General features: G+C 51.2%; 21 protein-coding genes and 1 pseudogene. All 22 read right to left on the bottom strand.

The features are described 5' to 3' along the window. Positions 1–255: 255 nt before the first annotated feature. Positions 256–1,851: an extracellular solute-binding protein gene (locus NST08_RS15040; protein WP_213615532.1), complete on the bottom strand. Its 1,596-nt coding sequence runs from the start codon at positions 1,849–1,851 to the stop codon at positions 256–258. 118 nt (positions 1,852–1,969) lie between these two features. Beyond that, a complete protein-coding gene (locus NST08_RS15035; RefSeq protein ID WP_028405131.1) occupies positions 1,970–2,854 on the bottom strand; it encodes a carbohydrate ABC transporter permease in 885 nt (294 codons plus the stop codon). Between the two features lie 20 nt (positions 2,855–2,874). Further along, entirely contained in the window at positions 2,875–3,837 is a 963-nt protein-coding gene (locus tag NST08_RS15030) for an ABC transporter permease (RefSeq protein WP_028405132.1), read from the bottom strand. Positions 3,838–4,062: 225 nt separating this feature from the next. Next, a complete protein-coding gene (locus tag NST08_RS15025; RefSeq protein ID WP_007128253.1) occupies positions 4,063–5,061 on the bottom strand; it encodes a hypothetical protein in 999 nt (332 codons plus the stop codon). A 259-nt stretch (positions 5,062–5,320) separates the two neighbouring features. Further along, a complete protein-coding gene (locus NST08_RS15020) occupies positions 5,321–6,640 on the bottom strand; it encodes a HAMP domain-containing sensor histidine kinase (protein ID WP_341341928.1) in 1,320 nt (439 codons plus the stop codon). A 17-nt stretch (positions 6,641–6,657) separates the two neighbouring features. After that, positions 6,658–7,334: pseudogene (locus NST08_RS15015) on the bottom strand (response regulator transcription factor). Positions 7,335–7,519: 185 nt separating this feature from the next. Then, a complete protein-coding gene (locus NST08_RS15010) occupies positions 7,520–8,068 on the bottom strand; it encodes a cysteine hydrolase family protein (protein ID WP_341341927.1) in 549 nt (182 codons plus the stop codon). A gap of 61 nt (positions 8,069–8,129) precedes the next feature. Then, positions 8,130–8,504 carry a winged helix-turn-helix transcriptional regulator gene (locus NST08_RS15005; protein WP_007128257.1) on the bottom strand — a complete coding sequence of 125 codons (375 nt, stop codon included), beginning with the start codon at positions 8,502–8,504 and terminating at the stop codon, positions 8,130–8,132. Positions 8,505–8,521: 17 nt separating this feature from the next. Continuing rightward, positions 8,522–8,611, bottom strand: a complete 90-nt coding sequence (locus tag NST08_RS29920; RefSeq protein ID WP_167324083.1) for an AraC family transcriptional regulator — start codon at positions 8,609–8,611, stop codon at positions 8,522–8,524. Between the two features lie 38 nt (positions 8,612–8,649). Next, complete coding sequence (locus tag NST08_RS15000) at positions 8,650–9,261, bottom strand: GNAT family N-acetyltransferase (protein WP_007128258.1); 612 nt, start codon at positions 9,259–9,261, stop codon at positions 8,650–8,652. A 4-nt stretch (positions 9,262–9,265) separates the two neighbouring features. Then, positions 9,266–9,877 (bottom strand): TetR/AcrR family transcriptional regulator, encoded by a 612-nt coding sequence (locus NST08_RS14995; protein WP_007128259.1) that lies wholly within the window; start codon positions 9,875–9,877, stop codon positions 9,266–9,268. 336 nt (positions 9,878–10,213) lie between these two features. After that, positions 10,214–10,882, bottom strand: a complete 669-nt coding sequence (locus NST08_RS14990; RefSeq protein ID WP_007128260.1) for a DUF998 domain-containing protein — start codon at positions 10,880–10,882, stop codon at positions 10,214–10,216. After that, complete coding sequence (locus NST08_RS14985) at positions 10,875–11,306, bottom strand: hypothetical protein (protein WP_007128261.1); 432 nt, start codon at positions 11,304–11,306, stop codon at positions 10,875–10,877. The genes NST08_RS14990 and NST08_RS14985 overlap by 8 nt, the downstream gene beginning before the upstream one ends. A 36-nt stretch (positions 11,307–11,342) precedes the next feature. Then, positions 11,343–11,471, bottom strand: coding sequence for a hypothetical protein (locus NST08_RS14980; protein WP_007128262.1), 129 nt, complete (start codon positions 11,469–11,471; stop codon positions 11,343–11,345). 473 nt (positions 11,472–11,944) lie between these two features. Then, positions 11,945–13,711 (bottom strand): glycoside hydrolase family 2 protein, encoded by a 1,767-nt coding sequence (locus tag NST08_RS14975; RefSeq protein WP_007128263.1) that lies wholly within the window; start codon positions 13,709–13,711, stop codon positions 11,945–11,947. Positions 13,712–13,747: 36 nt separating this feature from the next. Then, positions 13,748–16,222, bottom strand: a complete 2,475-nt coding sequence (locus NST08_RS14970) for a family 43 glycosylhydrolase (RefSeq protein ID WP_232239310.1) — start codon at positions 16,220–16,222, stop codon at positions 13,748–13,750. 5 nt (positions 16,223–16,227) lie between these two features. Beyond that, the gene (locus NST08_RS14965) at positions 16,228–17,094 is read right to left on the bottom strand and encodes a carbohydrate ABC transporter permease (protein ID WP_034273159.1); all 867 of its coding nucleotides are present in this window, start codon (positions 17,092–17,094) and stop codon (positions 16,228–16,230) included. Next, positions 17,076–17,972, bottom strand: coding sequence for a carbohydrate ABC transporter permease (locus NST08_RS14960; protein WP_028405137.1), 897 nt, complete (start codon positions 17,970–17,972; stop codon positions 17,076–17,078). Before NST08_RS14960 ends, NST08_RS14965 begins: the two co-directional genes overlap by 19 nt. Positions 17,973–18,065: 93 nt before the next feature. Next, positions 18,066–19,451 (bottom strand): ABC transporter substrate-binding protein, encoded by a 1,386-nt coding sequence (locus NST08_RS14955; RefSeq protein ID WP_007128267.1) that lies wholly within the window; start codon positions 19,449–19,451, stop codon positions 18,066–18,068. Positions 19,452–19,580: 129 nt separating this feature from the next. Further along, positions 19,581–20,657: a GntR family transcriptional regulator gene (locus tag NST08_RS14950; protein WP_007128268.1), complete on the bottom strand. Its 1,077-nt coding sequence runs from the start codon at positions 20,655–20,657 to the stop codon at positions 19,581–19,583. Between the two features lie 193 nt (positions 20,658–20,850). Continuing rightward, positions 20,851–21,756: a metal ABC transporter permease gene (locus NST08_RS14945; RefSeq protein ID WP_007128269.1), complete on the bottom strand. Its 906-nt coding sequence runs from the start codon at positions 21,754–21,756 to the stop codon at positions 20,851–20,853. A 3-nt stretch (positions 21,757–21,759) separates the two neighbouring features. Next, complete coding sequence (locus NST08_RS14940) at positions 21,760–22,692, bottom strand: metal ABC transporter permease (RefSeq protein WP_007128270.1); 933 nt, start codon at positions 22,690–22,692, stop codon at positions 21,760–21,762. Position 22,693 lies beyond the last annotated feature (1 nt).

The raw sequence follows: 22,693 nt of genomic DNA, 5'->3' as shown, positions 1-22,693 counted from the left end.
TATGTAAGCGTATTCAATAACCGCGAAATAAAACCGTTTCCTTTCATTAGCATAACGCGGACCTCCCCATAAAGCCTGCATGTTTTCAGGGTAATTTGTTCAAAAAACCGAGGAATCTCAAATAACTCCACATCGTGGAGTTCTGGATGCAAAGCGGTTACTCTCAAGTTTCGGGTAAGTTGAACGGTTACATTCTATTGCGAAAAAGAGGCCACGAGGCCTCTTTTTCGCTGGAGCGACACGACTATGGACTGCTTAGGATTTGGATGCCGCGTACAGCTCGTTGATTTCCTTAACGTAATCGTCGCCGCCGGATTTTTTCCACAGTTCGATTGCGTCGCGCCAGCCCTGCTCGTCAATTTGGCCGACGATGAATTTAATGCGGGCGTCGTTAATAATATTTCCGAGCTGCTGCCCTTTTTGCGAGTATACTTCAGAAATGAACGGTTCCGCCGGATTGGCGACGATCGTTTCCCGGTTTTTCAGCTGAACCTCCGTTTGCTTCAAGCGAAGCGGGGTCTGGGCCACTTGCAGCCCCTTGCCTTCCGGAATGTAAGGCACCATCTGGTTAAGCCCTTCGACTTCCGATTCGAGCAGCACAGCGTCCGTGCTTCTTTCCAGCGTCTGATCATCGATCTTAGTATAATGCACGCCTTCAAGCCCGAAGCTGGTCAGCGTCTGTAATTCAGGCTCGTTCAGCTGGTCAAGGAATTTCAATATGCGGTCGACCTCCTCTTCAGTCTTCACGCTCGACTTCGGAATAGCCAAAAGACCGGCGAATCCGGAGGTAGGCAGGGTACGAATTTGTTCATCCGGACCGGCTACCGCTCCGAACACGTCCATGTAATGCTCTCTTGAGTCTTTGCCCGCAGCTGCATTCGCTGCTTTGATTTTGTCGTCGACTCGAGCCGCGCCGTCCACGACGTCGATAATCACGCCGGCCTGACCGTTAACGAGCGGATCGGTCCATTTCGCGGAGTCCATGACGGCAAAATCTTGGTTGACGAGCTTTTCGTCATACAGCTTTTTCATGAACTTCAGCGCTTCGAAGTATTCGTCGTATTCGAACTCCGGCACGAGCTGGCCGTCCTTTTCCCCCCAAACGTTAGGCGCACCGAACCACAGCTTGATCTGGTCGAAGCCCGCTCCCCAACCGGCCGTCCATTTGACCATGACCAGACCATACGTGTCGTCCTTGCCGTTTCCGTCCGGATCCTTCTCTTTGAACGCTTTCAGCATATCGTAAAATTCATCGATCGTTTTCGGCTCCTCCAGGCCGACGTTCTCCAGCCAATCCTTACGGTAATAAACGCCGTTACGGCCAAGCTCGCGCCCGCGATATACGCCGTACGTTCTGCCGTTGATCGAAGAGTTGTTCAGGATGATTTCGCTGGCCTGGCTAAGGTTCGGATAATTTTTGAGCTTGTCGGTCAAATCCCAGAACGCCCCCGATTTCACCGCGCTAACGAAGCTTGGCCCCTTCGAGTCCGGCACGTAAATAATTTTCGGCAAATTGCCCGACGCCAGGGTAATGTTGAATTTATCGGCATACGAAGCGTTGGGCACCCATTCGAAATGAATGTCCGTGCCCGTCAGCTTCTCGAGCTCGGCCGCTACGGGACTATCATCCTTTGGATAGTTCGTTTTAAAAATCGGGAGCATAATGTTCAGCTTATACGCTTCTTGCGAACCTGATGAAGCGCTTGCAGGCGGAGCTGCAGTCGAGCTGTTGGTTGAGTCCGTGCCCCCGCTGCTTTTGGTGGACGAGCAGCTGGCCAGCAATACGATGCACATCGTGCCTAGAATAAGAAATGTGGAAGCACGCTTCGCTTTCATTGTCTTTTTCTTCATTAAATAGCCTCCCTTTATCGTTAGAATCCTATTACAAACCGCGCGAGCTCCAAGCAACCCCATCTTGCTGGTATAACTAACAGAGCCACGCGGATTCACACATTTGGAAAATAAAGCTCTACCCTTTCACGGAGCCAAGCAGGACGCCTTTGGCGAAATGCTTTTGCAGGAACGGGTACACGCACAGGATCGGGATCGTGCCGACAACGATCACAGCCATCTTGATCGATTGATCCGGCGGCTTCACAAAGTTAGGGTCCATCGAGTTCAGATCCCCTGCAGCCGCTTGCGATAGCAAAACGATCTGGCGCAGCATGACCTGCAGCGGCCATTTCTCCGGATCGTTGATATACAGCAGTGCCGAGAAGAAATCGTTCCAATGTCCGACGGCATAAAACAACGTAAATGTGGCGAGAACAGGCATCGACAGCGGCAGCACGATCCGCCACAAGAGGCCAAGCTCGGAGCAGCCGTCGATGCGGCCGGCCTCCTCGATCTCCTTCGGAATTTCCTGAAAAAAGTTTTTGACGATGATCAGGTTAAACGCGCTGATCGCCCCCGGCAGCATGAGTGCCCAGAGTGAATCCAGCAGCTGCAGCTCCTTGACGACGAGGTAAGTCGGGATCATGCCCCCGCCGAACAGCATGGAGAAGATGACGAGATTCAGCACCAGATTGCGGCCGTACAATCCTCTCTTTGCCAAGGAATAGGCCATCGTTACCGTAAAAAACAAATTGACGAGCGTGCCGATCACGGTCACGTACACGGAAACGCCAATGCTTTTCACGATCGTGCCTGTGGAAAAAATAAACTCGTAGGCATTTAACGTAAATGTTTTGGGTATGAAAAACACCGCCCTGGACGTCAGCTCCGCATCCGAGGCGAAGGAGCCCGCGATCACGTAAACGAAAGGGAGCACGGCAGCCAGCCCGAACATTGTGAGCACGATATAATTGACGGTGTCGAACGTGACGCCTGCCGCTGTTCTGTATTGCTTGGCCATGGATCATTTCCCCTTTCTTCTTAATAAAGCCCGGATTCGCCGAATTTTTTCGCCAGCCAGTTCGTGCCAAGCACAAGCGTTACGCCAACGACCGATTTAAACAGCCCGACGGCCGTGCTGTAGCTGAAGGCGCCTTGCGTGATCCCCATCGCGTAAACGTATGTGTCGAACACCTCGCCTACCGAGCGATTGAGCGGATTTAACATCAAATAAATTTGTTCGAAGCCGTTGTCCAGCACGCTGCCCATACGCAGAATCAGAAGAATTACGATGGTGCTGCGAATCGCTGGCAGTGTGATATGCCAGAGCTGCCTCCAGCGATTCGCCCCGTCGATCGTCGCGGCCTCGTATTGCTCCACGTCGACGGCCGACAGCGCCGCCAGGAAAATGATCGTTCCCCAGCCGCATTCCTTCCAGATCGTCTGCAAAATGATGACGGGACGGAACCATGACGGATCGGACAGAAACTGGATTTTTTCCCCCGTATATTGGTATAGCAGCTCGTTGACCGTGCCGCCCTCCGTGGTCAGGAACACGTACGTCAAACTCGCTACGATTACCATAGATATAAAATGCGGTACATAAATCATCGTTTGAATCGTCCGCTTAAAGAACGAAAGCCTTACCTCATTTAACAAGAGCGCCAATATAATCGGAGCGGGAAAAAAGAAAATGAGATTATAAAACGATAACAGCAGCGTATTGCGCAGCAGCATAAAAAACTCGGGGTTATTAAAAAACAGGCGGAAATGCTCGAAGCCCACCCATTCGCTCTTCAAAAAGCCGGTAAACGGCTGATAGTTTTGAAATGCCAGCAATACCCCCCACATCGGCACATATTTAAATACCAAAAAATAAAGCAAGCCTGGGAGCAGCAACAGGTAGAGCCATTTGTCCCTGCGCAGCCTTGCCGCGAAGCTCGTGCGGTAATCCGCCTGCTTGGACGTTTGCGGGAAGTCCCTTTGAGCCGTAGCTTGCTTCATCATCATCCACCTCCATATGTCGTTCATCGCCTCGCGAGCGGTGTGGCCTTATTATGCAGCAGCGCTTTCTTTTCCGGCAATGAGACATTTTTGAAGGCTGAAAGAGCCGTGGCGATCGGCATTCTTAAAGAAAGTGCAAAGTGTGCAAAAGAGTCAAAAGACTTCCGAACATAAAAAAGCTGGTAACCTTGACGAGGCCACCAGCTTCTCTAGCGCACGAAAGTGTTAGATCGCTTCATTTTCACTCGATAGAACCTGATGCTGTTCACTCATGGCTTGCCGCCGATCATGCAGCACCAATACAAGCATCATTCCCATCACGATGCCGAAGATGATCCCGGCCTGCGTGGTCAGCATCCGAAGCACCGGGTGCTCAGGTGAGAGCTGGGAATCCGTGCGAATCGCAGAGAAGAGATTATACGAAAATAACATGCCTGAAGATACCCATACGGCTGCCATCCGGGGGACAAACCGCCGTGATCTGCTGCGGGAAGTAAGGACAATTAATCCCCATGCTCCGGCGAAGGACCATGCGCCCGTGCTTAACGTCAGCAGATGCCACCACATGTCGCGCTCTTCCAATCTGGCCGGATCAATGCCGATCGTCCCTCCCGCCGCCCAGAATACCTTGATCATGCCAAGCAGGATACATCCTATGCCAACAAGTCTCCCCATGATTTGCTGCAGCCTCAAGGTATTCCCGGGCAATTGGCTATAATCCATCGAATTGCCGAAAGCCTCCGGCCAGCGTGACCTTGCATATCCTGCCATGGCGAGCGGAAGGCAAATGCTGACGCCAACCAGCGATAGCATAACGAATAATTGTTCCAAGGCCCATACGCCGGCGGCACCTGCCTCCTGATCCCGAAGCATGGCAGCCGGGCCCAGTACCGGAGCCAAGAGCAGCATAGGAACGAGCAGACCGGTACCTATCCATACAGGGATGGCAACCAGCCATGCAGGCAGACGCGCCCCCCAGGGCATGCTGAATGCTAATGCAAGCAGGATTCCGATCGCTGCTATTATGGCGGTAGCTGCGTTGATTGCTCGCCAACTGGTGTCGCCCATTTGTTCAGTCGGAATGAATAGCCCTAGCGTCCAAGCGATTTTAATCAGAAAATACGGCATCACCGATATGGCAGCTCCATAGCCATATCTGCGCCTCATGGTTGACCATTGTGAAACCTGCCTCTCTTTCAAAGCTGTTGTGCGATCATACCTCATGCTGGATCACTTACCTCCTTACACACGCTAATTGTGTATCCCATTCTATCTCCCGAATCGAAAAGTAAAGCGACCCCAAGGTTAAGATTAGGTTAATAATTGCATCATAAGGTTCACAGCGCTCTCGCATCATCGAGATGCATAAAAAAAGCTGCTTGCAAGTCATCACAAACGACTTATAAGCAGCTTCAATGTCAAAAAAGTCGGCATTCTTAAGGCTCTCTTAAGCAGGCCTTGTCTTCCGTACCCAATCTGTTAGCTATTTCGTTTCTTTCCAAATGGAAAACGTACACCCCGTGGAGCTGGATTCCATTTCCCACTGCATTCCCATCTCCTTGGTCATCAGCGAAACGATGGATAAACCAATACCGGCGCCTTTCTCAAGAGTCTTATTGCTTATTCCGGGACCTCTGTCTCTAATAATGAGAGTCTGCTTCTGACTTTTCTGACCATCCGTCATATGAACCGCGATGTACCGGCCCGCTCCGGCGTGACGCACCACGTTTTGAAACACATTGTCGAGAATCCGATGCAGCCACATGGGATCCGCAGCCCAGATCACCGGCTCGTCAGGGAGCTCGACCTGAACCTCGAAATCCTTTGCTTCAAATACAGGATACCATTCGGCCACTCGATTCCGGACCTCCTCCGTTATATCGACGGGCTGCATGCTTATGGGATACTTCCCTGCCGACAGCAGCGAATAGGACAGGAGATTATCCATCAGCTTATCGACTTCATTCAGCTTCCTTTCAATGATGGAAAGCGACGTTTGCCCATGGGAGGATTCCGGGTTATTGCGAACCGTATGGATATGCTGGCGGATGACGGTCAATGGGGTGCGAAGATCATGGGACACGTTTGAAATGAATTGCTTGCGCAAATCTTCCTCTTCCCGCTCCCGCTGTTGACTTTCCCTGAGTTCCCGCACCATGCGGTTAAAGGCTCCTTCGAGCTCTCCGATTTCGTCTTTTTTGCTAATCGTGACCTCATTCGGAATTTCATTCTTCCCGCTAACGCTCATCGCTGACTGCAGCTTGATCAGTCTTTTGCGAAGCTTAACGAAGAATAGCCAAGACAGCCCCACGAAGCAGAGACAAATTATGAAAAACAAAAGGATCAGCGGCAAATTTCCCGCGAGCGACATCTCTGCTGATAGGATATGGGATTCAGGGAGCCGCATGACCATAAACCCTTGCTTGGGATCGCCACCGATCAGCGAGGCTAAGGTAAACGATCCTGGTTTATGTCCTTGCATCTGAAGTGAGAGCACATCCTCATAATCCCACTGCGCTGGTGTATCCTCCGAAAGGTCTTGGACCGCCTGCGTTTTGCCCGACGGATCAACCCAGAATATTTCGGCATCCGGAAACTCCTCATTCAACTCGGCCAAGCGGTTAAGGATCGTATCCCGATCCGTCCCGTTCAGCTTCATGGCCTCTTGCTGCCATATACGGGTGATTTCTTCCGGACGGTAAATCGGATGATTGCTAAGGAGATAGCCCGGAAAATAAAACATCGCGGGAATGACCGGCCAAAGCAGCATAGCGGTCATAATGAGGATCAGGTACTTTGTCATTAACGAGCCTCGGATTTTCATGCCCGCACCCGGTATCCGACGCCGCGGATGGTCTCGATAATTTGGGGAGAAGCCGGATCCTGTTCGATTTTCTCCCGCAAATGGCGAATATGGACCGTTAATGTTTTATCCCCCGCCAAATGCGGTTCGCCCCATATCGCTTCATAAATCTGCTTCTGCGTTAAAATGTGATTCAAATGGTCAAGGAAATCATAAAAATATGAAATTGCTTACCTGTCAGCACAATCTCATCCTTCGATTCCGTGTGCCATATCCGGTTACGATTCCGGTCGATCGTTAAATGACGGATCTGAAGAAGTTCCGGTTCCGAAACGCCCGTGCGTCTAAGAAGCACTTGAATGCGGGCCAGCAGCTCATCCGGATGGTATGGCTTCGTCATATAATCATCGGCAAAAGACAAGCCCGTAAGCTTATCCTCAATGGCCGTTCTCGCCGTTAGCATCATTATGGGCAGCTCTGGCCTCTGCCGCTTGATCCGTTGACCGACCGTAAAGCCATCCAAGCCCGGCAGCATTATGTCGACGATAACCAAATCACAGCGTTCTAATGCTTCCTCTACGTCATAACCGGATGTCTTCCATATGACCTCATAGCCGTGCCCGCTTAAAAAGTCTCTGGACCAGGCACCGATCTCCTGATCGTCTTCAATATACAAAATCGTGAATGTCTTCATTCATCTCGGACTCCTAAATAGTGGTATATGAGTAGTCTAGCATATCATGGCTGTAAGGGAATGAAGATTCGCTAGAATTTCCAGAAAACATAAAACCACTGATCCAGGATCAGCGGCTTATGTATATCATTTATCATTTCAATTGTTCATGAGCTCTTCCATGTCCTTATAGGACATAGCCTTAATCAAATCAGCTCGTTCAGACTGCTAGTATTCCTTACTTGCGCAAAGGTATCTTGTAAGGATGCCATAAATGCTTGATGAACGGTTTGGGCTGGGATCACGGTTCCGTCCCATTCTATATCCCTGGTCGCACATGCATCGCTCAGCAACAATACTTCATAGCCCAAGCGACTTGCGCTTCTCACGGTAGAATCAATACAGATGTGGCTCATCATGCCGCATACGACTAACCGCTTGGCCTGAATGGATTCAAGATGCTGCTGCAGTTCCGTTTGATAGAAGCTGTCAGGGGTATGTTTTACAATCACTTTTTCGTCTGACCGGGGAGCTACTGCTGCATGAATGTTAATCCCTTCCGTACCGGGAAGAAAGAATGTTGCGTGTTCATCTAGCAGGATGCACTGAATATGGACAATGGGTAAATTCTTTTCCCGGAACAGCGTCAATGCCTCTTGAGCGCGGGCAGCTGCTTCATCGGAATTGTACAGCTCATTTCTCCCTCCCTTGAAATAATCGTTCTGAATGTCGACAATTACTAAAGCTGTATTCATCGTTCATGTCTCCTTTACTCGTAGTAAAGGTATTATAATATCGGGAATTACCACCCGTGAATTACCCACTTTTTTGTGGGTATGGGATGCCTTTTCGATCGAGAAGCTCGGTTTGCCCAAGCTCCACCATATATTCAATTCCGATCTCTTGCATGATCAAGACCGCATCTAACAATCTTCTTCCGCGTGCAGTGAGATAGTACTCTACGTGCAGCGGATAACCTTCCGTTTTGATTTTATCCACGATTCCGCAAGATTGGAGCTCCCTTAAATGCTGCAGCAGCATTTTTTGGGTGATCTGGTCAATTTCACGCTCTAGCTGCGCTAAGGATGTGTTCCCGTTCTTCAGCTGATAAATGATCATGGTCTTCCATTTGCCTTTAATAATGTCATGGACAATCTCCAGCGGGCAGTTACATACTTCACGAATGATCATAAACTCACCTCTATGCATCATAGCCGGGTTTTCCGGTATTGTTCCGGCGTCATGCCGGTTGTTTTGGCAAAGGCTCGAAAGAGCTGGCTTGGGCTCGCAAATCCCACGCACTGCGGCTTGTAAAGTGCCGATCCGTGCTCGTCGATTATGCGTTTGAGCTCGGCTGTTTGCCGAGCCTCAACGAGACGATGTGATTGACTCCGATTTTCTTTGCCCGGTGGCTGGGAATTTCCCTGCGTTTGTATTCCTCGAAGCCTAATTTATTATAGAGCTTTATTGCTGCCATATTGGTATCGGCGACTTCTTCAATCAAGTAAACCTTATAAGATGTATGCTCAAGGATATGACGAATTAACTGCGTAGCAACGCCTTGCCCCCTGAATTCGGAAGCTGTCCCTACAAATTCGATGGAGCCTGCCCCAGATGAAGGATGAACAAATGGTGTTTCAAATTCTTTTTTTAGGAAAACGCCAGCCAATGTGCCTTTATACCAGCCTAAATGTTTGCGAAGCTCCTGTTTATCCAGTTTGACAGAAAGTGATGTTCCATTCGTGCAGGCAGCCATTCCGATCACTTGCCCCTTGTGTAATGCCACATAAAATTGATCCAGCACGAACATGTGGGCGAACGCTGCAGCAAGTTTTTTCGGATCCTTGGAGAAAAAACCTAGCCACTCCTTGAAGCCATCCGCAAATAGCTCCGATAATCCTGGCCTCACATCCAGCTCCGCTTGATCAGCCTTCACTACGGTTATCATGGGTTCACTCCCCTACCTTAAATAGAAATGCGGTCATGACTGACGGCGAGGGCATCTGAAAGTTGCTCTTGAGCAGGATTTTCATCTCGGCCAAACCCTGAATGGAGGCGTAAAAATAGACGGCCATCTCTTTTGCATCTCCCAAGCGGAACTCTCCAAGCTGCTGCCCCTTACGAATGAGCTGAGCCGTTGCATCAAGCAATCTGGCATTGACCTGGAGAATCTCCTCATGCAATTGGGAGTCCGTGCCTGCACTTGCGAACAGCGCTTGATTGATTAAGATCAGCAAATTGGCAAGCTCCTCCCCGTTCGACAGGTCGGTGTAAACTTCATCGATAAACCGGGCAATTAACTGCTTAGGGGATTGATCCGACTCGAATGAACGAATATTGCGTTTCAACCCTTCGACTGCATAGCCGACCAATTCGTTAAGCAACTGATCCTTTGTCCTGTAATGCCGATACAGTAACCCGATGCTAATGCCAGCCGTATCCGCGATGTCTTGAACACTCGTCGAGCCGTATCCTTGATGAACAAACAGCTGCATCGCCGCTGAACGGATCTTGTCTCTGGTGGCATTCCGCATTTCTTCATACTGCTCTTTGGTACGTGGCAAAATCATAACTCCTTTTTTTGAGTGAGTTTTTACTCATTATAAAAAAGTTGAGCTGGAATTTCAACCCAACGAGTAAAAATAATCGTACTGCGAGGCCACCCTTTGCAATTCCGCTATCATATAACTTGATAATGACATAGCAAAAGACCCAAGTTCTTGTTGATATGTCAACTGTACATGAACTTGGGTTTTCATCTAAATATAGAACTATATTAGAACAAACGCGGCTATGAACATAACGTCTGGTCATCGTTTTGCAGATATCAATCAAGCGAACGCTGATGTTTTCGCCGGCTCAACTCCGCCTCCCGTTGGTATCAACGATACCAAGCTTGCTCATGCCCCTCCCTGCTTGCGGAGTTTGAGCGCATGCACCCCGACGATCAAGAGCCATGCGATGTCGGCAATAATCAAGAATCGTCCGAACAGACCTGCCAGAATATCAGGACCAAACCGGCCGTCTTGAGGGATTTGCAGGACGAATGCGAGCATGGCGACGAGCGCAATCCCGGTGCTAACGAGCAGCCGTTTACGAACGGGTCTCCATGGTTTGCTACGAGTTAACGCCAGGCTTAGCAGCAGAGCCGCGACCGGCGTATAATCGAGCATGGCGCCAATGGAATGCATCTTTCCGCTGAACGTTGCAGCCTCCGGGCTCACGGATATCGGATCGGTGACGAATACGGCCGCGATCAAGACGCCAGCCGCGCTTATAGCAAGGATAGCGAGCCCAATGTATCCCGTTATGGAGCGAATTTGCGGGAAAATTGAAATTGCAACGCCAATCTGTGCAGCAGCCAACAATCCAAATGCGACTTGCATGAGCCATCCAACGCTGCCAAGCGCATATTCGCTAATAAAACGCCATGTAGGATCGAACTCCGGCTCCAGCACATGAAGACTGGCAAGAATAAGGACGAACAACGTTCCACATAATACCGATCCGAAGGCGAATTTGGAAGCATTCGCAGATACCGGTTTTACTGTAACTAGCAGTTTAGCCATTTGTCATCCCCCCAACAGCCGCAATTCTCCTCATCGACGATTCATATCCGCCACCACCTGGATAGGTCCATGCGCCCGTATTCGTATTCCCGTCTGAACTGAATGCTCCCTTGAAGTAAGTATTCGAGCCTTTCTCGCCGGCCCAAATGATTAGCGTGTCCCCTTCCATTTCGTAAACATAATCGAATGTGTTGCCCATCGTATCATAATACCGTGATTTGATGTCATGGCTAGGTTCTTCGCCAAATGGCTTTAAATGCCCGATAATCTCAATGCCTTTCACTTCTTGTCCATGCTGCATAAGCTGAACGCGTTGTATCAAGAAATATCCGCCTTCCATCCATTCATAGGTTACGGTGCCTTCTGCCCCTCCGCTGATTTGCCATGTACCGACTAAACGATCCAGCGATTGAAGATCAGTCACTTTTCATTCTCCTTTCATTGTTTAATTGGTTATTTCTTATGATTGATCTTTCTTCTTATCGGCGATCATCCTTTTTAGGTAATTGTCCAGTTGGTCAAGCCGCTCGTTCCAGATGGTTCGATGGTTCTGCAGGTAGCTTGCGGCAAAACTGTTGATAGCCGTCATAAGTCATCCTCCTTTTAGATACTCGAGCAATATCCCTCGGAAAAGGCGAGACCCTCTTCCCGCAGATATGGGTAGAATCCAGCCAATCTCCTAAGATCTGGAGAGGTCTGGCATCGTGTCTGCAGGTTCGCTGTCTGCTCATGCACCTAATATACACTTATACGTATATACATGTCAATGTATATAATTGATTTTCCAAAAATAATTGTTTCTAGTTCAAACTGCATGTAGGAACTCTTCCTTGAAAAAAAACGGAACTTCTTAACTGGAGCTGGAATTCGTTTGATTTGTCCAAGCTTTGTTTATGAACGACGGTAATTTGGCTGGATCACAACAAAAAAATAAACCACAGATGTAATCATCCGTGGTTTACTTCCAGATAAAAGCTTTCGGCGTTAGGATCTGCGAATCTGAATCTTCAAGAGAGATTGCTCCCGGAGATTGGGTCGCAAGGCTTCAATGCTTCAAGTTGCTCATGCCAGGTTTATGCTTCGAATCGAGTCCATATTCACTTTCGGCTTGCGCTCGATTGTCAGTAAGCCGTTCACTTCCTGCTGCACGTCCGTAATTTGCGTATAGCAGAATCCGCACACGTAAGGCAAGCTTTTTATCGCCTGCGTTATGCCTTCGTAACGCTTCAAAAATTCCTCATCGCTGCGAACCTGATTTCCGTAGCCCCAGCCCTCTTCGCTTGTAAAGGCGATGCCGCCGTATTCGCTGATAATGACAGGCTGACCGCGATAGCCATAGCCCTGCGCAAATGGGTATCGATGCTTGTTATGCGCGAACGCATTGCCTAAGAGTGCGTCTTTGTCCCGATAACGCTCTTCCAGCATGGCGCCCAGCTCTTCATAGTCGTGGAGCGTAATAATATCCGATACCGTATGCTCCCATCCGTCGTTCACAATCACCGGCCGCATTTGATCGAATGCCTTGGTCAGATGATAAATCGACTCCGTAAACTGCTGCTGCATGCGATCGGTAAAGATCTCGGATATTCCCCATGACTCGTTAAACGGTACCCAGGTAATAATGGAAGGATGGTTATAATACTGCCGAACGATTGCCATCCATTCATTCGTGAAGCGTTCTACGGCATCGTCGCCGAATTCGTAGGTTGACGGCATTTCCGACCAGACCAGAAGACCTTTGCGGTCGCACCAGTATAAATAACGGGGATCCTCCAGCTTCTGATGCTTGCGCACACCGTTAAAACCGAGCGCAAGCGTTTTGTCGATGTCTTCCAGCAGCGCTTCCTCCGATGGAGGCGTCAGATGCGTCTCGCTCCAATACCCTTGGTCCAGCAGCAGCCGCTGATAAAGCGGCGTATGATTCAGCAAGATTTGATCTCCTACGATCCGGATGCTTCGCATGCCGAAATAGGAATAGACGGTGTCGATCGGTTGCCCGTCTTGCTTAAGAATCATCTCGACGTCGTATAAGTTCGGATGATCCGGGTGCCAAGGCTTGATCTTCCATTCACCCGCCGCTTCGTTCACGACACTGACGTCGACCGTTACCGTACTGCGTTCGACGCTCGTTTCCGAAGATCGGATCAGCTTTCCGTCAAACCGGACGATCGTCTGAAGGGTTACTCCGTCGTAACGAAGCCCTGTATTCCCCAATTCATAACAGAAGTTCGCCGCCCCCCGTTCCAGGTCCGGCGTAATTTTCACCCTGCGGATATGGACCGGGTTCACGTATTCCATCCACACGGTCTGCCAAATGCCGGTGGTTTGCACGTACCAGCAGCCAAAGCTGTCCTTCATCCAGCGCTGCTTGCCGCGCGGCTGCATGCAGCTGTTGCTGTCCATAGCTCGAACGGTAATTCTGTTCTCCCGGCCAAGCTCGACCGCTTCGGTAATATCGAACGAAAATGCGGCATATCCTCCCTCATGCGTGCCGATCCTCCTGCCATTGACCCATAGAGTCGCCGCGTAATCGACGGCTTGAAAATGCAGCAGGATCCGCTTTCCCGCTGCCTCATTAGGAACGGTAACCGACCGCTCATACCACACGCAAGGATGGAATGTTTCGTCTCCTATGCCGCTGGCCTTCGTTTCAAATGTGAAGGGGACCGTAATTTTGCGGTCAGCATCTAATCGTTCGAACCACTTGCCGCTTTCCCCCTCCAATGCATCGTCGAACCGAAAATCCCATTCCCCGTTCAGATTTTCCCATTCTTCACGTACCAATTGCGGTCTGGGATAGTCCTTAATATACTTGTGCGAGCTTGACATTCTGTTCCACTCTCCATCTTCTGTTAGTTTATGTTTCTATTTCACAGCTATGGACTCTACCGTGATGTCCCCGAGCTCGATCTGCTCCGCATGAACCGACCGAATGCCCACTCTCCCCTGCATGAAAGCCCGCGGATCCTCGTACGTCAGAACCGGGTCTTTCCCGTCCTGCGCATAAACTCGGATTTCGCCGCGAACCGCCTCAATGCTTAAGCTTGCTAGCTCATTAGGCTCCAGCGAAATTTTCACGCTTTGCAGAAGCTCGGAATCGTAATTATGTTTGTACAGCTCAAGCTTCGTGGCGCTGACGGCAAGGAAATATCCCATCAACGAATCGCTCACTTGATCCCGGAAATCCGACTCGTTCGTCACCCGGAAGAGCACCCCCGCCTGACCGGACGGGTCAACGCCAAGCTTTACGGTCGTACGGATGCGATAGTCGGTCCACTGAGGACTTCCTCCATACATCTTGGCATCGGAATCGGCTGTGCCGGCATACCTTCCATCCGTTTCAACCCACTGGCCATGAATATCCTCGGCGCTTGCTTGTTCCAGAACACCCTCGACTTTGAACTTTTCTTCATTGACCCGTTCAAGATCCATCGTTGTCCACTCCAGCGTTTGGCCGCTGTTCAATTGAATGGTAAGGCTACGAAACCCCTTTTCGAGCTTCAGCGACCCGACCCGGATTTTCACCCAAGGCTCGCTGCCGGAGTGATCGCTGCCATCGACTTTATAGCTTCCGGCTACCTTATCGTCCACAAGAACCTTGATGGCCGATGGATGCGCGCCGGACTTGACCGTCAGGTCCAGCCCATACGTGCCGGATTCGGAGACGTTCACCGCGTAGCGCAGCCAGTCGCCTTTTTCCGTCAGTGCGGCCGCATAGCTCCCATCCTCTGCGAGCTTGATTGCCGTTCCGTCCGAACGGCGCCATTCACTGGAAGCTGAGGGGTGCCGGACCGAAAAGCCCCTGCCTTCGCCGCTTAAATAATGAACGGCCTCGATGCTGCCAGGAAGCGGCTTAGCCGTATCAAAGTCGCTGGTGCCGGAAGCGTGATTCGAGAACGCCGTATACGAAAGGCCCGGTTCGCCTTCCTCGTACAGATATCCGATTTTGCCTGGGCCGAACGAGTCCGCCGATTCATCCAGCCTCAGCATGCCGTCCAGATAAACCCGGAGCCGATCTTCTCCACGCTCGACACGAATGGTGTGCAGCTTAGACCAATCCATGTCTTGAGGGATCTTCGTCTCGGCAAGCACCTGACGCCTTCCGTCCACCACTGTCCCCAAGGAAATCGCGTTGTCCTTCGGCTCAATTTCGGCGAATCCGTATTGATTCGCATCCTCATAGGCAAACAATGCGGCAGCGCGCGCCTGAGACGGTACCAAATTATATTCAGCCGTAAAGATTGGACCCGTGCTCTCCTTGCTGATGATTCGACCGCTCCCTGCTGTTTCTTTAGCCTCCCACAATGCTTCGTCGATGTCAGCTCCATCCAGTCTGTCGGCAAAGACCGGCCCTCTCGGAACAGGCTGTTCGTAGTTCGTCGGTCCGAGAAGCTCCATCCTGTCTCCATTGAAGACCAGCCTATCGATGTTCATACGGCGGACAGGCGGGCCTTCCTGGGATCTTCCCGTAAGGTTATGGTATACGAGATAATATGAATCCAGGTCGGGACCAAGGACGGTTGAGCTGTGGCCGAGTCCGTAGAAGTCCGGCTTGGTGCTGATGACGAGCGGGTTGTTGACCGGAACGGTATACGGACCAAGCGGCGAATCATGGGACACGGCATAGTTAATGCGATAACCTTTACTGAATACGTGATTGCCGGTATAGGTCATATAATAGGTTCCGTTACGTTTAATGATCATGGACCCTTCGGTCCAGTGGCCTAAGTATGGGCCCGGAATCGTTTGGCCTACCCCGAAATCGGCAGGACCGTTCATGGGAACGCCAACAATGCCCGAGGAGCCTGCATGCGTAAACAGCCAGGTTCCGTCATCGTCGATGAACACCGAGCCGTCGATGCTCATGCCGACATTCTCGGAGATTCGTTCGAACGGGCCTGTCGGCGATTCGCTCCGGAACACGAAGTGACCTCTGCCTGCCGGAGAAGTATAAAGATAGAACCAGCCGTTCCAGTAAATGACTTCCGGCGCATAGGCGCCGGTCGAGACAGGATCTTCGGTCACCAGCCCCGCATACCGCCAATCGACCAGATTATCCGACATCCACGCCTTGATTCCCGTCCGGTGATCCTTCGTGCTGACATACAGATAATAGCGCCCGTCATGCCGCAGCACGTATGGATCTCCGTTGCCGTAATCCTCCCATTCTTCCTCTAAGGATGGAAAAGGATTGGCATACGTTTGGTTCTTGTAAATTTCCATATCGACCGCCTCCGGTTTCGTGATTGTACTGCAACCCGACATTGCCAATCCGGCCGCTAATCCTAATGCTCCAAGGGATCTGGCGATCTTCCGCAGGTGCGGTATGCTTATCGGCATACGCCTCACCCCTTGATTCCGCTGATCGCCATCGATTCGATAAAGTATCGCTGGCAGAAAAAGAATACGATGATCACCGGCACCATCGCGATGATGGCGGCGGCCATGATCATCGGATAGTCCGACTGACCGATGTACATGGCCTGCATGGAAGCGATCAGCACCTGGATCGTTTGCTTCTCGGGCGTATGCAAGTAAATCAGCGGGCCGAGGAAATCGTTCCAAATGCCCATAAAGCTCAGGGCTGCTTGAGCCGCCAGCGCTGGCTTCATGATCGGCAGCGCGATCTTGAAGAAGATTCCAGGAAAGCTGGAGCCGTCGATCTTCGCCGCTTCGATCAACTCCGTCGGCATCGCGCTCTGCAGATACTGCCGTATGAAGAAGATGACGACGATGTTTCCGAACAGGCCGGGTATGATGAGCGGCAGCAGCGTATCTACCCAATCCAGCCTGGAAAAACCGATATATTGCGGAATCATGACAACGGAATAAGGAATCATCATCGTTCCGAGCAAACCGAGGAACAGCACCCCTTTATATGGAAACTCAAATTTCCCGAATGCATACGCCGACATGGCGGATACCAGCATGCCGACCGTCAGGACGATTACGACGATGATCAAGCTGTTCATAAACCCGTTAAGCAAAGGCGACTCCTGCCACACCTTCGCGTAGTTGCCAAACGTAAACGGATCGGGGATCCACTGCGGAGGAATTTCAAATACGTTTCGTCGATCCTTAAGTGAAGTCGATATGGTCCAAAGGAACGGCGCGACCATAAACACCGAGCCGAACAGTAACAGCAGCAGCGACCAGAGGTCGGTCCATCTTTCCCGTCTCACGATAATCCCCCCTAGTCCTGATAAACCCATCGATTGGAAAGCTTGAATTGAATCAGCGTGACGATGAAAATCAAAATACCCAGCACCCATGCAACCGCACTCGCATATCCCATGTTGAAATACTCGAACGCATGCTGGAATATGTAATAGACGACCGTAGCGCCGCTATATTCCGGTCCGCCGTCGACCGCCAGCACATAGATTTGGCTGAACGACTGGAACGCCCCGATGATACCCATAACGATGACGAAAAAATGAATCGGCGTAAGCAGCGGGATCGTAATTCGCGTCAGCTTATGCCATGCTCCGGCGCCGTCGATTTCCGCAGCTTCGTAATACGTTGATGAGATCGACTGCAGTCCCGCTAAGTACAGCACCATGTTCCCCCCGATGCCGCTCCACAGACCGATCAGGATCAGCGAAGGCTTCACCCACTCGGGTTTGCCCAGCCAGTTAGGCCCGGTTATCCCGAACACCTCCCACAGGAAGTTGTTGAGCAGCCCGTAATCCTGGTTCAAAATCCACTGCCACAGCAGCGATACCGCTATAATCGGCGAGATGACCGGCAGATAATAGATCGTGCGCATGAACGAGATGCCCGCGATTTTGCGGTTCATCAAGATCGCCAGCAGCAGCGACAGCACCATGCCGATCGGTATGCCGATCATCAAATACACGGTGTTATACAGAGATTTGAACACCTTTTCGTCGGCCAGAAGATCCTTATAATTAGCGAATCCCATCCACTGCGGATCGGACAGCATATCCCATTTATGAAAGCTAATATAGATCGAGAACAAGATCGGCACGAGGCCGAACAAAAGAAATCCGAGGACCGGCGGAGCGACGAACAGATACAGCCAAGCCAGTTCCTTTCTGCGATAGCCGCTGAGCAGCTTCGTTCCCATATTCATTCCACCTTCGCCTGTATTCCTTATGACAGGGCGTTGTTCATATAGCGGGGAGCGCCGGCAACAGCAGCCGGCCGCCCCCTTGCGCCATTATTTATTTCCCTTGTCGTACAGCTCCTGCATCTTCGGCTGGATTTCAGCCGTGAAGTCCTTGGCCGACATATCGCCGTTCCATACCTTGCTCGCGTTCTGATTAAATGCATCCATCCATTGCGTATCCTTCGAGAAGGCTATCACGTCCGGACGACCGTAATCTTGGATAATATCCAGAAATACTTGACGTGTTTGCGGCCCTTTATCCATTTCCATAAACTCGCCTTCGGCCATGTCGATCAGGTTGGGAACCGCTTGCCCGAGCTGGTAGTTTTCGCGCTGTCCTTGCTCATCCAACGACAGGAACGCCGCCAAATCGAACGCTTCCTGAGGGTGCTTGGATTTCGCCGATACGGCAAATCCCATCGAACCGAGCCAGGTCGCCGTTTGTCCCGTGTTCGGGCTTGCCGGCCATGCCGCAATATCCCAATTGAACGGCAGCTCCCAGAATGCCGGCTGATCCCAAGGACCCATCGCAAACATGGCCAGCTGTCCGTTAATAAAGCGGGTGTAAGCATTCATTGCTTGCTCAGCTTCCTGATTCGGGCTGACCTTATGCTTCAGATTCAGGTCGGCTACGAATTGCATCGCCTCATAAAACGCAGGCTCATTTACTTTCACGGTACCGGTGTCGTAATCGATGTACTCGCCGCCGTTGGCCCAAACCGCGGACTCCAGGCTGTATGCGCCAACCCCGTACTGCTCCGGCTTTCCGTCGCCGTTGTTGTCAACCGTCAGCTTCTTGGCTGCTTCGAGCATGTCGTCCCATGTCCACTCTCCGGCTGTTGCGGATGGATACGCCACGCCCGCTTGATCGAACAAATCCTTATTGTAGACAAATGCCCACGGGCCAACATCCTTCGGCAGTCCGTACAAGTCTCCGGTACCGACCTTGCTTCCGTCGAAGCGGTAACGGTCCATCGCCTGCTTCCATACGTTGTCTGGTTTAAACAACGTCGTCTGGTCCAGATAGGATTGAATATTGAGGAGCGTTCCGGCTTCTGCAAACCGATAGAATTCGGGCCCGCCGACGTAGAATACATCAGGCACCTTGCCGGAGCTGATCAGCGTTGTCATCTTCTGCGAGTACTCGCCCGGAGGCACCGATGTATATTTGACGGTGACATGCGGGTACTTCTCCTCGAAGGAAGCGATCAGCTTTTCGAAAATTTTCTTTTCGTTCGGATTGCCATGGCCCATAAACTCGATCGTCACGGGCTCCTTTTTGTCCGTCCCGGCGGCAGCCTCATTGCTTGGCGCCGAGCTGTCCGGGTTGTTGGAGGAAGCTCCGCCGTTTGGACCGCTTCCGCCTCCGCTGCAAGCGGATAACGCAAACATCAGTAACAGCATGATCATACCTGCAAATTTGCTCTTCGATTTCATGCGATTCCCCTCTTCTTCAAGGTATATTGTAAGCGCTTTACGAAGTCATAATAACTTATAACAATATACTTTTATATACTCAATTTATTATAAAATTGAAGAGATTGAATACTTCGCATAAGAATCGCTTTATTCCTTTACAAGCTGGACCGGCACAACGATTCTTCTAGCCTCAAAGGCCCCTTCAATCTGCTCGGTCAGCAGCTCGATGGTCAGCCTGCACATCTCCTCCTCGTTTTGCCGAATATACGGAACGTTCGGCAGATCCGGCGGATCGAACGTAATCAGCTCCAGATCGTCAGGCACCCGTCGACGTGAGGCGACAGCGGCTCTATAAACATTTCTGCACAGCTCCGTATTGGCTGTGATGACCCCGGTGATAGCGGGACTGCCGTCCAAAAAATCCTGAATGTGTTCGACGGATTGACCCGAAGCTATCTCATCCAACGGAAGGAGACACCATAAGCTTTTGTCGATCGACAATCCGCGCTCAAGGAAAGCCTGCTCAAACCCTTGCGCTCTCTCGTCCGTTACGGTATTCGTAATTTCCGGCGAGATGAAAGCGATGGACGAATGGCCTTTGTTCAGCAGATACGCGACGGCTTCCCTCGTGCCGTTAATGTTATCCGAGCTTACGCTGTACGTCTTGATCTCCTTCAAGAACCGGTCAATCAGGACAAACGGGAATCGATCCAGCGAAAGCCTCAGTATCGAATCGTTATATGTCTCGTTTTCAACCGGAAAAATGATCATGCCGTCCACTCCCTGCTTCAGAAAGGACGAAATGACTTTGGACTCCTCAAGCTGCGACTCGCGCGTAATTCTCAGCATCACTTCATACCCTGCGGCAGTGGCGTATTTTTCAATGTTATCCAGAAAGCGCTGGTCCACTTTGGTTTTCATCGTCGGCAGCACCAGCCCGATCCGGCCGCTTCTGCCTGCTCCCGCCGTCCACTCGCCCAACTGATCGAGCGCGGCAGCGTTCTCCGGCCTGCTCATGACAAAGGTCCCTTTCCCTTGAATCCGGACGAGCAGCCCTTCCTCCATCAGTCCGACCAGCGCGTTTTTGCTTGTAATTTGACTGACGCGGTACCGCTCGGACAGCTCCTTCTCCGAAGGGACCCGGTCACCTTCCCGCAGCTTGCCGATGGCGATCAGCCGCTTGATGTCTTCCTGAATTTTTTTGTACAGCGGCAAGGATTTCAATGCACATCACAACCTTTATAATTTAAATAGTATAATTAGTATATTAATATAACATAACTTTGTTTTTGTAAATGAAAAAAAGCACCCCCAAGAGTGGGTGCTTGATTATTTATATTTAATGGTCAGCCCTCCCCCTCCTAACTGCTCAGCTTCCAAGGATGGGGTCTGCGATGATCTAATGTGCCAAGGATGCTCACGAAACGGCATCGATTTGTTGTTCCTCTTGATCGGGCCGTTCATAACGATATAAATACCGGGACAGCACGCCATGCTTCGGCGACAGCAGGAAGCTTACAAGAAAGACGATCCCGGTCGCGAAAGCCATCGATCCCGAAATGGACGTGTCCAGCCATACGGCGACGTAATAGCCCGCGAAGGCAGAAATCACACCGAAGGCGCCGCTGAGCACCAGCATAATGGACAGCTTATCTGTCCATAGATATGCCGCTGCAGCAGGAGTAATGAGCATGGCGACGACCATAATCGCCCCGACGGCATCAAACGAGGCAACGGTTGTGATCGACACCATCGACATAAACACATAATGCAAGAGCACAACCGGTATGCCGATGCTGGCGGCTAAGGCCGGGTCGAAGGAGGTGATTTTCCATTCCTTGTAGAAGGCCAGGATGACCACCAGCACGACCAGCAGCACGGCAGCCAGCATGAAGGTTGCCTTAGGCACTTCGCCAAGAAGCGGTACATTCATGACCTCCCAGGGCACGAACGCAATCTCGCCCATCAGCGCGTGCTTGGTGTCCAAGTGGGCATTGCCGACCTGGGTAGCAATCAGAATGACGCCGATGGCAAACAATGTCGTAAACACCACTCCGATCGAGGCATCCTGCTGAACCCCCCGGGAATGAAACCACTGTACGAGGAGGGCCGTTAGAAGGCCGGTAATGATCGCCCCGATCAGCATATGAGGTCCGTTTAATTCCCGCGTAATCAGAAAGGCGGTTACAATACCGAGCAGCACGGTATGACTAATGGCATCGGCCATCATGGCCATTCTTCGCAATATGAGAAACACCCCGACAATGCCGCAGGACAAACCGACCAACGAAGCAGTAAGCAATATCCAGCCCGTATATGTCATCGTTTACTCCCCCTCCCTGATGGCCGGAACCTTGGTCCAGCTTGAGCTTGGATCCTCCACCTGCTTCTTCTTCTCGGATCGCAGCTGGAGTGCCTGAATCAGCAGCCCTTTCTCCGAGCCGAACACGAGCGACACGGTGAATAATACCGAGGAGGCTATCACGATAAACGGGCCCGTCGGCCAGCCTTTGCCGAGCGTGCTGATCAAGGTTCCGATCAGACCGGAGCCACCGCCGAAAATCGCGGACAGGATCACCATCGTTCTGAACGATTGCGTCCAGTACCTTGCGCTAACAGCCGGTATGATCAGCATTGCCGCCATCAGGATGACACCTACGGCCTGAATGCCGATTACGATCACGAGGACGAGGACCGCCATGTAGATCGCGTTCATCCATCGGCTGCTTAGTCCGAGCCCGCGGGCAAAGTCCGGATCGAACAAAAACAGCTTCCATTCCTTGAAAGCGACCGTCACGATCACGATGACCAACAGGGCTAGGGCAAGCATGGTAAAGACGTCTTTACGGACCATGGACGCGGCCTGACCGAAAATAAAATTATCCAGTCCGCTCTGGTTGCCTCCAGCCGTACGATTGACGATCGTGAGCAGCATGATTCCGAGTCCGAAAAATACGGACAGGATCATGCCCATCGCCGTATCCTCCTTGATCCGGCTGGAGGAGCGGATCCATCCGATTAACCAAGCGCCGATCAACGCGCTGACCGCGGCTCCGATGATCATGAACAGCAGATTTTTGGTACCGGTCAGCGCGAAAGCCACAACCACGCCCGGAAGGGCAGCATGCGAAAGCGCGTCACTCATGAGGCTTTGTTTCTTCCAATACGCAAGACAGCCGATCATGCCGGCCGCCATGCCCAAAATCAAGGTACTGAGCAGCACCCATTGTGTATTTGGAGACAGCAATGAATTCAACACA

This window comes from Paenibacillus sp. FSL K6-1566 (assembly GCF_038050475.1).
In the GTDB taxonomy this organism is placed as follows: Bacteria; Bacillota; Bacilli; order Paenibacillales; family Paenibacillaceae; genus Paenibacillus_AQ; species Paenibacillus_AQ lactis.
This window is presented reverse-complemented; position numbering and strand designations above follow the sequence as displayed.

Bases quoted from the DNA above. Each gene is read 5' to 3' on its own strand.
- NST08_RS14980 (WP_007128262.1), bottom strand. From the start codon at position 11,471: ATGACGGCTATCAACAGTTTTGCCGCAAGCTACCTGCAGAACCATCGA.
- NST08_RS15025 (WP_007128253.1), bottom strand. From the start codon at position 5,061: ATGAGGTATGATCGCACAACAGCTTTGAAAGAGAGGCAGGTTTCACAA.
- NST08_RS15000 (WP_007128258.1), bottom strand. From the start codon at position 9,261: ATGATAACCGTAGTGAAGGCTGATCAAGCGGAGCTGGATGTGAGGCCA.
- NST08_RS14960 (WP_028405137.1), bottom strand. From the start codon at position 17,972: ATGGGAACGAAGCTGCTCAGCGGCTATCGCAGAAAGGAACTGGCTTGG.
- NST08_RS15010 (WP_341341927.1), bottom strand. From the start codon at position 8,068: ATGAATACAGCTTTAGTAATTGTCGACATTCAGAACGATTATTTCAAG.
- NST08_RS14955 (WP_007128267.1), bottom strand. From the start codon at position 19,451: ATGAAATCGAAGAGCAAATTTGCAGGTATGATCATGCTGTTACTGATG.
- NST08_RS15005 (WP_007128257.1), bottom strand. From the start codon at position 8,504: ATGATCATTCGTGAAGTATGTAACTGCCCGCTGGAGATTGTCCATGAC.
- NST08_RS15030 (WP_028405132.1), bottom strand. From the start codon at position 3,837: ATGAAGCAAGCTACGGCTCAAAGGGACTTCCCGCAAACGTCCAAGCAG.
- NST08_RS14945 (WP_007128269.1), bottom strand. From the start codon at position 21,756: ATGACATATACGGGCTGGATATTGCTTACTGCTTCGTTGGTCGGTTTG.
- NST08_RS15035 (WP_028405131.1), bottom strand. From the start codon at position 2,854: ATGGCCAAGCAATACAGAACAGCGGCAGGCGTCACGTTCGACACCGTC.
- NST08_RS14975 (WP_007128263.1), bottom strand. From the start codon at position 13,711: ATGTCAAGCTCGCACAAGTATATTAAGGACTATCCCAGACCGCAATTG.
- NST08_RS14990 (WP_007128260.1), bottom strand. From the start codon at position 10,882: ATGGCTAAACTGCTAGTTACAGTAAAACCGGTATCTGCGAATGCTTCC.
- NST08_RS15020 (WP_341341928.1), bottom strand. From the start codon at position 6,640: ATGACAAAGTACCTGATCCTCATTATGACCGCTATGCTGCTTTGGCCG.
- NST08_RS14970 (WP_232239310.1), bottom strand. From the start codon at position 16,222: ATGCCGATAAGCATACCGCACCTGCGGAAGATCGCCAGATCCCTTGGA.
- NST08_RS14965 (WP_034273159.1), bottom strand. From the start codon at position 17,094: ATGGGTTTATCAGGACTAGGGGGGATTATCGTGAGACGGGAAAGATGG.
- NST08_RS15040 (WP_213615532.1), bottom strand. From the start codon at position 1,851: ATGAAGAAAAAGACAATGAAAGCGAAGCGTGCTTCCACATTTCTTATT.